Origin of the sequence: Nostoc sp. FACHB-888, assembly GCF_014696655.1 — a bacterium.
Classification (GTDB): Bacteria; Cyanobacteriota; Cyanobacteriia; order Cyanobacteriales; family Nostocaceae; genus Nostoc.
Window position 1 is genome coordinate 1 of the sequence record NZ_JACJQM010000145.1, and the last position, 10,999, is coordinate 10,999.

The 10,999-nt window shown below is 46.9% G+C and carries 14 protein-coding genes; all 14 read right to left on the minus strand.

Annotated features, from left to right (window positions below; genetic code table 11):
* On the minus strand, window positions 1-272 hold a 272-nt coding region (locus tag H6G26_RS33850), incomplete at its 3' end, for an FAD-dependent oxidoreductase (protein WP_190735411.1).
* A 114-nt stretch (window positions 273-386) separates the two neighbouring features.
* The gene (locus tag H6G26_RS33855; protein WP_190735414.1) at window positions 387-1,106 is read right to left on the minus strand and encodes an alpha/beta hydrolase; all 720 of its coding nucleotides are present in this window, start codon (window positions 1,104-1,106) and stop codon (window positions 387-389) included.
* A gap of 56 nt (window positions 1,107-1,162) precedes the next feature.
* Window positions 1,163-1,321, minus strand: a complete 159-nt coding sequence (locus tag H6G26_RS33860) for a dienelactone hydrolase family protein (RefSeq protein WP_190735416.1) — start codon at window positions 1,319-1,321, stop codon at window positions 1,163-1,165.
* Window positions 1,322-1,503: 182 nt separating this feature from the next.
* On the minus strand, window positions 1,504-2,373 hold the full coding sequence (locus H6G26_RS33865; protein WP_190735418.1) for an alpha/beta hydrolase: 870 nt from the start codon (window positions 2,371-2,373) through the stop codon (window positions 1,504-1,506).
* A gap of 77 nt (window positions 2,374-2,450) precedes the next feature.
* Entirely contained in the window at window positions 2,451-2,804 is a 354-nt protein-coding gene (locus tag H6G26_RS33870) for a DM13 domain-containing protein (protein ID WP_190735420.1), read from the minus strand.
* 22 nt (window positions 2,805-2,826) lie between these two features.
* On the minus strand, window positions 2,827-3,021 hold the full coding sequence (locus H6G26_RS33875) for a RidA family protein (RefSeq protein ID WP_347242549.1): 195 nt from the start codon (window positions 3,019-3,021) through the stop codon (window positions 2,827-2,829).
* Between the two features lie 247 nt (window positions 3,022-3,268).
* On the minus strand, window positions 3,269-4,105 hold the full coding sequence (locus H6G26_RS33885) for an alpha/beta hydrolase (protein WP_190735422.1): 837 nt from the start codon (window positions 4,103-4,105) through the stop codon (window positions 3,269-3,271).
* Between the two features lie 144 nt (window positions 4,106-4,249).
* The gene (locus H6G26_RS33890) at window positions 4,250-4,594 is read right to left on the minus strand and encodes a hypothetical protein (RefSeq protein ID WP_190735424.1); all 345 of its coding nucleotides are present in this window, start codon (window positions 4,592-4,594) and stop codon (window positions 4,250-4,252) included.
* 138 nt (window positions 4,595-4,732) lie between these two features.
* Window positions 4,733-6,289 (minus strand): GMC family oxidoreductase N-terminal domain-containing protein, encoded by a 1,557-nt coding sequence (locus H6G26_RS33895; RefSeq protein ID WP_190735426.1) that lies wholly within the window; start codon window positions 6,287-6,289, stop codon window positions 4,733-4,735.
* Window positions 6,290-6,324: 35 nt separating this feature from the next.
* On the minus strand, window positions 6,325-6,774 hold the full coding sequence (locus H6G26_RS33900; RefSeq protein WP_190735438.1) for a cupin domain-containing protein: 450 nt from the start codon (window positions 6,772-6,774) through the stop codon (window positions 6,325-6,327).
* Window positions 6,775-6,879: 105 nt separating this feature from the next.
* Window positions 6,880-7,785, minus strand: coding sequence for an alpha/beta fold hydrolase (locus H6G26_RS33905; RefSeq protein ID WP_190735428.1), 906 nt, complete (start codon window positions 7,783-7,785; stop codon window positions 6,880-6,882).
* 36 nt (window positions 7,786-7,821) lie between these two features.
* On the minus strand, window positions 7,822-8,358 hold the full coding sequence (locus tag H6G26_RS33910; protein WP_190735430.1) for a DsbA family protein: 537 nt from the start codon (window positions 8,356-8,358) through the stop codon (window positions 7,822-7,824).
* Window positions 8,359-8,572: 214 nt separating this feature from the next.
* Window positions 8,573-9,202, minus strand: a complete 630-nt coding sequence (locus H6G26_RS33915) for a response regulator transcription factor (RefSeq protein WP_190735432.1) — start codon at window positions 9,200-9,202, stop codon at window positions 8,573-8,575.
* The coding region (locus H6G26_RS33920) for a PAS domain S-box protein (RefSeq protein WP_190735434.1) at window positions 9,189-10,999 on the minus strand (1,811 nt) is incomplete at its 5' end. The genes H6G26_RS33915 and H6G26_RS33920, both read right to left, overlap by 14 nt.

Below are 10,999 nucleotides of genomic sequence, written 5' to 3' on the forward strand. Positions count from 1 at the left end.
CGCCCAATCACTGCCGCCAAATCAACCGTGGGCGGTGTCGTATTGATGCCATAGGCAGCACTGTTTCGCACAGTATTTGCCACCTCTGCACTTGCCACCATCGTTTTGCTGGGAATGCAGGCAATATTAGGGCACGAGCCACCAATCATGTTTAAGCTGCGTTCCACCAGAGCGGTTTTGCGTCCGTCCGCGACTAGTGCAGGTGCCAGGGTTTTACCCGCTTTGCCACCACCGATAATAATGTCGTCGTAGTATTCAGTGTTCACTTCCATCTCCTTTGAGTTTGACGTTACTTCACAGCAGAGCTTGCTGCTTCAACAATCAGGTTAGCAACCTTTCTTGGATGAGAGATAAAGGCCACATGACTTGCTTTGATCTCAATTGTTTTAGCACCGATTCGCTTTGCCATGAATCGCTCGCTCAAGCTCAGGGTTAATTGCCTGGTCTTCTTGAGCCACGAGGTACCATGAGGGAATCGTCTTCCAAGCTGCGCTTTCCACTGATTGGTCAAAGACCGCCTTGGCGGGTGGCTTCTGCGTTGCTGCCATCACCCGCGCCTCGACTATCGATACGTCTTTAGCAAAGACCTCGTGAAACTTTTCACGATCTATGTAGAGAAACCCTGCTGTATCAGCTACAAGTGCTTTGCTGAGTGGAGGAGGAGCATATCTGCTACTTAACTCGCTAATCGTTTCGCCTGGTTCTGGTGCAAAACCAGCGATATAAACCAATGCTTTCACTCGCGGGTTGCCAGCCGCCGCAGCTGTGATCACGTTTCCACCATAGGAGTGTCCGACCACAACAACGGGTCTCCGTTGAGCATCAATCACCCGCTTGGTTGTGGCAATGTCGTCTGGCAAAGAAGTAAGCGAATTTTGCACAGCGGTCACTGTATAGCCATCCTGTTGTAAAAGCGGAATGACATGTTGCCAGGATGTAGCATCGGCATTGGTACCATGAACAAGAACGATCGAAGGTTTAGAGTTGGACGCTTGGGGTAATTTCTTAAAAATGGCTGATGCTGGATGCATCGACACCATAACGACAACACTAAATGCGAGTAGTAACAGCAAAAATCTTTGAACTTTTTTCCATGTAAAAATCATCCTTGTTGTCACCTCTATATTCCTGCTGGACAGATAAGGGCAAAATGAGTCATAAGTCAAGCAAAAAGATATAAACTGGCAAGCGATCGCATATAATTAATACCTTTGTCACCTTTTACCTCACATTTGTTGAAGTTGACAGCTGGTTGTGGATATGCCAGTTTACCGCCCATACAAAAGCCCACACTGCCGACCCTGCCTGTGCCCAGGAACATAAAGCAGCTGGGGCACGATCCTGCTCTCCTTAGTGCAACGTTTCATTAAGGGGGTCGGAAATCAAAATTTGACAACTCCTAGAAATGAGCTATTTTTAAAACGAATTCCGAACCCTCTTTTATGAAGATGTTTACTTAGTGCGTCCAATTGTTGTCAAGCCAGTGGCTAAACCTTGCATTGATTAGGCAGAGATGGGTTGCAGCCGTGATGTGATAAATTGACTGATATAGTTTGCGATCGCATCTCCGTCTTCTTCCAGCGCAAAGTGCCCAGTATCGAGTAAATGGAACTCAATGTCTTTCAGGTCACGCTGGTAGGGATAAGCGCCCTCGGCGGGGAAGATGTCGTCGTTCTTACCCCAAACAATTAGGGTGGGAGGTTGATGTTTGCGGAAATACTCCTGCCATTGCGGATAGAGCTGTGGATTAGTTCTATAGTCATAAAATAGTGCCATTTGAATCTCAGCATTTCCAGGGCGATCGAGGAAGAGTTGATCCATGTTCCAGGTATCAGGGCTGATCGCTACAAGATTGCGAGCGCCATTGGTGTATTGCCACTTCGTTCCTTCCAGGGTGAGAAAGTCTCTAAGCTTTTTAGCATTCTCAGAAGAAGGATCTTGCCAATATGTCTTCATGGGTTCGGTAAACTCCCGCAGCCCCTCTTCGTAAGCATTCCCGTTTTGCACAATCAGGGCTTGCACTTGCTCTGGATATTTAGTTGCAATCCGATAGCCAACAGGCGCACCATAATCCATTACGTAAAGACTGTATTTTTTGAGATCGAGCGCAGTAATAAATTTCTCCACAATCTGTGCCAGGTGATCAAACGTGTAGTCAAACTCATCCACGGTTGGCATTGAACTGTTACCAAAACCGGGATAATCGGGAGCAACGAGATGGAAGCGATCGGCAAGCGCAGGTATCAGATTACGAAACATGTGAGATGAGGTCGGGAAGCCGTGCAACAGCAAAATTGTTGGATTTTCGCGGGAGCCAGCTTCTCGATAAAAGATATCTAAACCATCGATCGTGATCGTGCGGAATGTAGTCATAAGATTAATCCTTATCGGTTTTAGGCTCTTATTTTGGCAAAGGTATTGGTTTGTGTAGGATTTTGATCCCTCTGTTATTAACTATTAAGTTTGGCAGCACCGAAAGTAGCGTTGAATGCATAACACCAAATAACAACAGACTGATAATTTGCTAAATCTAGCCAGGATGGGATGGGGTAACGTTGCTTTCCAGTAAAGTTTTGTAAGCGGTCAAGCAAGAAAAGCTCTTGCTCTTTAATCGGAAAATCTGGGGGAGTCGTAGAACCAATAACATCTTCAAGGCGATGGAGAACCACTCGTAAGTCAGGGCCAAGATGAGAAGTTTTAAAGTCTGGTTGCAACTCGACAAATCGTTGCTCGGACTCTATTACAATCTGAACTGTTCCTTCGGTAGGATGTTCGCCAGAAACAAAAGTGCCAGATAAGTTCATAGTTGAGAATTCTCCAGTTATCTTAATGAATTTCAGATTTCATAACGGCAATCAAGACTAGTTCAACTGCTGCATTTAAGGGCAATTCTGAATGTCCAAAAGCTGTACGAGCATGACTAGCCTTATCGGTCATAATCTCTGCGAATAAATCAGATGCTCCGTTCAGAACAGCAGCCTGCTGAGTCCAGCCTGGTGCGCTATTTACGTGACCGTCCACACGAGCGATCGCTTGTAAGTATTCGAGTGAGCCAAGAGCAGTTTTTAACAGCAGCCTGCTGAGTCCAGCCTGGTGCGCTATTTACGTGACCGTCCACACGAGCGATCGCTTGTAAGTATTTGAGTGAGCCAAGAGCAGCTTTTAATTGTGTCGGGGAGCCAGGGCAATCGTTTTTTGGATATCTGCATCCGTGACAGGGGGTGCAGTTGGATCATCAGCTGGAGTGCCAATTTCCATAAAAAACTGCTTAATTTCCTTTAAGAAAGTCCAGCAGTAAAGGATTCACTTGTTCGGCATGAGTCCAATTGATAGCATGAGGGCCACCAGATATCACCACGAGACGGCTATCTTTAATTAGCTGCGGCAGTCTCTTTGCGGTAGAGTCAAATGGCAGGATGCGATCGCCATCTCCATGAATAATTAGAGTTGGCACGTCGATGCGTGGCAGATCGTCACGAAAATCGGTTAACCACGACGGTACACAGTCCAGAGTCCCCTTAGCAGAAGCTCCTGCTGCAACATTCCAACTCATTTGGATGGCTTCTTCGCTAATACGATCGCCCAGAAGCACATCCACGTTGTAGAAGTCTTTAAAAAATGCGGACAGATACGCTGGGCGATCTTCTACAATACTCTTCATAATTCCGTCGAAGACGCTGCGATCGACCCCTTCGGGATTGTCGTCTGTCTTCAGCAGAAAGGGTGGCACCGGAGCCATTAGCACGGCTTTACTAACGCGCTCCGAACCGTATTTGCCAAGATAGCGTGTCACTTCGCCAGTCCCCATTGAGAAACCGACCAGCACAACATCGCGCAGGTCAAGTTTTGCGATCAGCGTGTTGAGATCCTCGGCGAAGGTGTCGTAGTCGTAGCCAAAGGACGGCTGGCTAGAATTTCCGAAGCCTCTGCGATCGTAAGTGATGACCCGATAGCCCTTGTCCAGCAAAACCGCCACTTGTTTTTCCCAGGAATGACCGCTTAGAGGAAACCCGTGGATTAGCACAATGGGCTGACCTGCTCCGAAATCTTCGTAATAAATATCGATGTTTCCAGAGTTTTCTTTACCGACAGTAACGTAAGGCATTAGAGTCTCCTTTTTTGTGAATCGATTTGTTGTCTTATGCGAAAAGTAAAGCTCTAAGCGGACTCAGAATTTCGTGCATCATGTTGTGCATAGAAAATTTCTTGATGTATGTTTTCTTTCCAGATGGGTTGCACAGTATAGTTTTTATGCAGAAGGACGGCAGGTCATGACCCCTTCCCTCTGAGCGTTGGCATTGGAATCACCCCCCATCGGTCGAACTGTGATTGTGGGTTCATAGGTAGGGTAACAACGCACCAAGACAGTATCTTCGGATCGGGTCACGTGGAGCACATAAACAGGTCTGCCTCCCAAAACAGCACGGACAAGGCTGGGGGGTGTGAGGGCAGTTGCAATAAGTTTTGACTGATTCAGAGCTTGTATATCTGGCGTTTTAGATAGAACAGGTTTTGCTTGAAAAGATTGCAAACCCAGGACTAATGCTATAAGAATGGCTATTGCAACAGACACTTTAACGGATAGTTTGAACATGATTTAGTAGTTTAGTTTGGCTTTGCGAAATAGGGAAAATGGATTCGCAATCTGTTGGGCTTTGCAACTTGCTGTCCTTGAGGCGACATATCGTATCCATGCTGTCAGAAGCCTTTCCCTTGTCTACCCACGAGCGAGTTAGTTTGCGATGGCTGAAGGTAGTTGCTGTGAAACGCAACCTGCGCCTTTAATTAAATCGGCTGCTTTTTCACCAATCATAATGGTAGGCGCGTTTGTATTTCCTGTGGTGATTGTTGGCATGATGGAAGCATCTACGACACGCAACCCCTCAATTCCATGTACCCGGAGTTCAGGATCTACCACCGCCATTGAGTCAATGCCCATTTTGCAAGTGCCGACCGGATGATACACCGTATCACAAGCTTCTCGAACGTAAGCAACGAGTGCTGGATCACTCTGCTTATCGGCACCGGGAGCGATTTCTTCACCGCGAAACTCATCAAAGGCACTTGCACCGAACAAGTTACGGAGTAATTTAATCCCTGCTACTAGCTTTTGCACATCAGCTTCACTTTGGAGAAAGTTCATTTGAATCACCGGTGCGTCTTTGGGGTCGGGGGAACGCAAACTGACACTGCCAATGTTTTGGGGATGAGGCAAACAGACGAAACTTGTGAATCCTGAACCTGAGTGGGTGTAACTAGGCGGTACCAACACAACGGGACCGAAGAGAAACTGTAAATCTGGCGCAGCATCCAGATTACCCTCGGTATGCAAAAACAAGCCCGCTTCAGCGATACTACTGCTGCTTGCCGTGTGTAAATCCTGAGTTGCCTCGTGTGCCACGGACACGACAGGGTGATCTTGGAGGTTTTGACCAACACCCGGCAAATCAGCCACTACTGGAATTCCCAAGGCTTGCAGGTGTTCTGCATCACCAATACCGGAAAGCATCAGCAGCTTGGGCGAATCGAACGCACCAGCACTTAAAATCACTTCGGAGTTGACCCTAACCTGGTGCAGTGTGCCCTCATGCAGGTATTCCACCCCAACCGTGTGAGTGCCTTCAAACAACAAGCGAGTGACCAATGCTCCTGTCGTTAACGTCAAATTGGGACGCTGGAAAATGGGTAGCAGAAAGGCCGCGGCAGTACTATGGCGCTTACCATCCTTAATGGTCAACTGATAGAGTCCTGCTCCTTCCTGCCGCTTTCCATTAACATCAGGATTGTGGTCATATCCTAGCGCCACTGCTGCGTCTACAAAGCGTTGGGATACCACAGCAGGTGCAATGTGATCGGTAACACTTAACTCTCCATCAATCCCGTGGTATTTGGACGCGCCTCGCTGTTGGTGTTCTGATTTCTTGAAGTAGGGCAAAACATCTTGGTAACTCCAGCCGGGATTTCCCAATGACTGCCAGTGGTCATAATCGTGAGGATTACCTCGCAAATAAATCATGAAATTAATTGAACTGCTGCCCCCCAGAACTTTGCCACGGGGACAAAAGATTTTACGGTTATTCAGGTAGGGTTCTGGTTCAGAGAAATATGCCCAGTCCACCTCAGAACCTAGTAGGCTGAGGCATTGCGCCGGGGTGTGAATCTCCGGTTTCGTATCAGGGGTACCCGCTTCGAGTAATAACACAGTTGTTTCGCTGTCTTCTGTCAGGCGGTTGGCAACAACACAACCTGCCGAACCTGCACCAATTACAATATAGTCATATTGAGTCATAAAATTCTCTTCATCTGTTGCCTGGAATGGATTTGCTATGTTCTCGTAGCACCGGAGGGTAGGGTTCCAGGCGGGCCAAGGGTTTCATCGCCCATCTCGGCGGAAATGCGTGCAAGCAGCGCCATATCCAGTGTTTCTGTCTCATTCCGCATCCCCATTTCTGTAATCAGCCGAGCAGGCCCACTTGGTGCGTTAATGACTAACCCGTGTGCTGGCTGATCGCTGAACACGGCGACCATGTGTGGTGTGCCAATAGGAATCAAGATATTGTCACCAGCACTCAGTACGACCTTGTTCTCATCAGCAAAGACCGTGAACTCCCCAGACAGCACGTATAGTTGTTGGGAATAACGCGTGTGGCGATGAAGGGGTGTCTGTGAGCCAGGAAGCGAATATTCTTCGATCAGATCATACTGACCTGCGGTAGTTGTGTGATCGGTAATGATACTGAGACGAGAACCAAACAACCAGAGTGATTGTGACATAAGATTGCTACTTTCTCCTTTTGGATAGGTATAAAGTTGAGATTTAATAGCCGTCAGAGTGGTCAATTGCTCCGCGTCATCGCCTGCTTTGTAGTTCCAGCTCTGTCATCTCTGCTTCAAATATTTCTCGAACCAGTTCAACGCAACTGTACTTGCTATCTCAAAGCCTTCACCTTGGAAACCGTCAAAGTGTCCGCCCTTCAAGATTGTCAGAGACTTAGGCTCCATCGCACGCGCATGGACATCGGCGGTTATGTCGGCAGGTGAAAGAAAGTCCTTCTCACCCGTAATCAGGCATAACGGGGTAGGAAAGATTGCTTCGAGGTGAGGAATCGGCTCGTAATAGAGGCAGTGTTCAATCGATTCAAAGGAGATTCGATTCTCCCATCTTCCTTCGCTGGCGCTTTTGTTCGATTCAACCCAAGTTAATGCGTCAGGTGTTGCAAGGAAACTGGGTTCACCAGGCAAAGCAACCAAAGGGAGGTAACTTACTTCTCCAGTTTGATACCGTTTTATCCGGTCTTGTAAAACCATCTTTGTGAGTTCTTCCAGTTGGAGTGGGGAGGCCACACGGCGGGAGATGAGAAATGCATTCACCGCAGGCATCTGTGCTACGATCGCTTTCACTCGCGGATCGAATGCAGCCAGATGCAGCGCGTGACCGCCGCTATAAGAAAAGCCCCACAGACCTATGCGCTCAGGATCAACTTCGCTTTGCAGTTGAGTCCAGGTAATAGCATTACGAAAGTCTTCATGCTGCTCTGTAGGAAGCATTTGTCCGCGAGGTTCTCCCTCACTAGCACCAAGGTAGCGATAATCGAACAGCGAAACGACAAACCCAGCTTGAGCGAATTTCTCGGCAAACTGCGGTAATCCCATTTCTTTGGTCAAGCCAATTCCATGAGCCATTACAATGGCTGGACAGCGCTCACCGGATGCGACTTGATCCGGAGTGTAAAAGGTGACGGAACACTTTAGACCCTTACTTTCAAAACTGGTTCTTCTTTGCATAACTGCTTACCCTCTCTTTTTTAAACGCAAAGAACATTAATGTCTTGCTGTGACAATAGCTGCCATCAACCGCTCAATGTTCCAGCGATTGCTATATCGAATTCCATTAATAAACAAAGCTGGGGCAGCCGTTACTCCACTGTGTAATCCACTTTGTATATCTTGATTAATACGCGCTATATGTACTTGAGAGGATATATCTTGCAGAAATTGGGGAATATTGAGTCCTAGATTATTGGCATACTCTACAAGATCGCCGTTTCCTAACGCTTGTTGATAGGTGAACAAAATGTCGTGCATTTGCCAAAACTGACCTTGGCTGGCTGCCGCTTGAGCTGCTTCAGCTGCACGTTGAGCATAAGGATGTATTTGCGGCTGTGGAAAGTGGCGAAATACAAAACACAAGTCATTAGCCTGTTGCTGGATTGCTTTAATTAATTGGTGAGTTTCGCCACAAGTGGGACACTGGTAGTCACCATATTGGACGAGTGTCACTGAAGTACTCACTAATCCCTGAATATGATCTTGTTCTGAAATCGGCACAAGCAACCGATTATAATCGCCGAGACTCATGAAAGCACCTCTAAGGAAAGGAGTGCAGCAGGTAAAGACAGATGATTGCTATGAATGAAACTTTTTTCACAATTGTGTAAACCGATGTCGCTCTGTTATCTGTTGCATAAACTCAATTTAGAGGGTTGACTCGATTTTGTCGCTGAGAAAAACTTCAGTTGATCATCTGATAAATTTGACAGCTGATAAACTGACAAATTTGACAGGTATGACGCTACAAGCTAACAATACCCCGCCTTAATGCAACGATCACAGCCTGAGTGCGATCCTCCACACCCAGCTTACTTAAAATATGATTGATATGAAAACTGACAGTGCGTTCAGTAATATATAGAGCTTTGCTAATGGCTTGGGTACTCTTGCCCGTTGTAATGAGTTGAAGCACCTCTAATTCGCGATCGCTTAATTCTGGACTTGCCATGCGTTCTAAAAGTTTGGCACCGACGCGGGGTGGAATGTGCTTGTGTCCTTTGTGAACGGCGCGAATCGCGGATAGCAATTCTTCTGGTTCGGCATCCTTGAGTAAATACCCTTTAGCTCCTGCCCGCAATCCCTGATAAATGTCTTCATCGCCCTCGTAAGTTGTCAATACGATAATCCGAGCAGCAGGAAACTCGGTGCAGATGGCAGTAATCGCAGCGACTCCATCCATTTGGGGCATTCGCAAGTCCATCAAAGTTGCATCTGGCTGTTTTTGACGAAAGACAGCGAGTGCCTCCTGACCATTCCCAGCTTGTCCAACAACTTGGATATCTGGCGCTTCTTCCAGCATTGCAACCAAACCCTGACGTACAACGGGATGATCGTCTACAACCAGAACACGAATGGCATTAGGTTGACTCATGATGGTTTTCCTGCTGATTCACGGACACTGCAATTTCTGTTCCTTGTCCGGGGGCACTGTGGATCTGGATCTGTGCTCCAATGAGTTCGGCACGTTCTGCCATGCCTAATAAACCAAAGCCATTGTGACTAGCAGAACGATCAATTGCAAATCCCTGTCCATCGTCCTTGATTCGTAATATGCACTGCGTGGACTGATAGATTAGTTCAACACGAATTTCAGTTGCTTGTGCATATTTGAGTGCATTCGTCAATGCTTCCTGTCCAATCCTTAACAGATTATTTTCCACCTCAGAGGCTAGCGGATAGGGGATGCCGATAGCTTCACACATAATTTTTATACCAGTAGATGATTCTAGCTGACTTGTCAGATGTTTGAAAGCGCTGAGTAAATCACTATTTTCTAACAAGTAGGGACGGCGTAGCGCCTCTACAGAGCGGCGTGCCTCTGAGAGTCCAGTTTGGGCTAAGTTCTGGACTTGGGCTAGGTGAGCCTGAGCTTTTTCTGGGTCTACTGTTATCTTGTTCGCAGCAGTTCTGGCGTGAATGATAACACCCGTGAATGACTGCGCTAGTGTATCGTGAATTTCTCGCGCCATGCGATTGCGTTCTTCCAGAATTGAGGCTTCTTCGGCGCGTTTGCGGTCGCTAATGTCGAGAATCACACCTAACATTCGCACAGGCTGTCCGGCTGCGTTATAAATGCCTCGACCTCTGCCAACTAACCAGTGAATATTACCATTCGGGTAGATCACTCGATATTCCGCTTCAAAATCGGTATGAGATGCTAGAGCTGCTGTAACAGCTTGCTCGACCCGATGAATATCTTCTGGATGAACCCGTTCGCGCCATGCCTGATAGCTACTCTCAACTTCACCGGGTACTAACCCCAGCAATCGAGCGTGGTTATCGTTCCAATGTGTTGTATTCTCAACGATATTCCAGTTCCAACTGCCAATATGGGTGAAATCCATCGTCAGCCTGCGTTGCTCTTCACTTTGGCGCAGGGCGTTTTCAACTCGTTGACGCTCTTTAATCTCCTGAGAAAGCAGCAAAGTTCGCTCAGTTACTTGTTGCTCCAACGTTTGGTGGTAATCGGCTAGCAGTTTCTCTGCTTGTTTCCGGTCTGTAATGTCTTGAAAGGCTGCGATCGCATAAGCTACATTACCCTGTTCGTCAAAGATAGGAGTTCCCCACACCTCAACTGGAACTATTGCATTGTTTTGGTGAATTTCCAGATCGTCAACTGTGGTGCATTCACCGCTCAATGCCCGAATAACTGGTAGTTTCTCAATTGGATAGTTTTGATCTGTTCCCGCCAAATAAAATTGATAAATCTCTGGGATTTGCTCCGGTGTCACAGAAGGATCAATCCCTTTACCCATTAGCTGAATTCCCCGTTGATTGACGTAGTAAACGCGACCAGCCGCATCCAATACTCCAATTCCTACCGGGACAGCTTCTAGAAACTGTTTCATTCTACTTTCGCTCTTCTGTAGGTTTGAGTAGAGCCTGGCATTTTCAATGGCGATCGCCGCCTGAGATGATAACAGATTCAAGACCTGCGATCTCTGTGGTGTAAAAGCTCCAGCCGCCAACTTGTTTTCTAAATACAACACGCCCACTAGTTTACCTTGATTGAGCAGAGGCAAGGATAAGATTGATTTAATTTGATTGTGTTGAATATATGGCTCATGAATAAAATTACCTTCACGAGTAGCATCATTTAAAATGACACATTCATGAGTACGAATCACATAATTAATAATTGATTCAGGTAGATGATTTGCAGTTGGGA

What these genes read in the sequence shown, in the direction of transcription:
- H6G26_RS33855 (WP_190735414.1), bottom strand. Translation starts at nt 1,106, where the DNA reads ATGATTTTTACATGGAAAAAAGTTCAAAGATTTTTGCTGTTACTACTC.
- H6G26_RS33860 (WP_190735416.1), bottom strand. Translation starts at nt 1,321, where the DNA reads ATGTTCCTGGGCACAGGCAGGGTCGGCAGTGTGGGCTTTTGTATGGGC.
- H6G26_RS33865 (WP_190735418.1), bottom strand. Translation starts at nt 2,373, where the DNA reads ATGACTACATTCCGCACGATCACGATCGATGGTTTAGATATCTTTTAT.
- H6G26_RS33870 (WP_190735420.1), bottom strand. Translation starts at nt 2,804, where the DNA reads ATGAACTTATCTGGCACTTTTGTTTCTGGCGAACATCCTACCGAAGGA.
- H6G26_RS33885 (WP_190735422.1), bottom strand. Translation starts at nt 4,105, where the DNA reads ATGCCTTACGTTACTGTCGGTAAAGAAAACTCTGGAAACATCGATATT.
- H6G26_RS33890 (WP_190735424.1), bottom strand. Translation starts at nt 4,594, where the DNA reads ATGTTCAAACTATCCGTTAAAGTGTCTGTTGCAATAGCCATTCTTATA.
- H6G26_RS33895 (WP_190735426.1), bottom strand. Translation starts at nt 6,289, where the DNA reads ATGACTCAATATGACTATATTGTAATTGGTGCAGGTTCGGCAGGTTGT.
- H6G26_RS33900 (WP_190735438.1), bottom strand. Translation starts at nt 6,774, where the DNA reads ATGTCACAATCACTCTGGTTGTTTGGTTCTCGTCTCAGTATCATTACC.
- H6G26_RS33905 (WP_190735428.1), bottom strand. Translation starts at nt 7,785, where the DNA reads ATGCAAAGAAGAACCAGTTTTGAAAGTAAGGGTCTAAAGTGTTCCGTC.
- H6G26_RS33910 (WP_190735430.1), bottom strand. Translation starts at nt 8,358, where the DNA reads ATGAGTCTCGGCGATTATAATCGGTTGCTTGTGCCGATTTCAGAACAA.
- H6G26_RS33915 (WP_190735432.1), bottom strand. Translation starts at nt 9,202, where the DNA reads ATGAGTCAACCTAATGCCATTCGTGTTCTGGTTGTAGACGATCATCCC.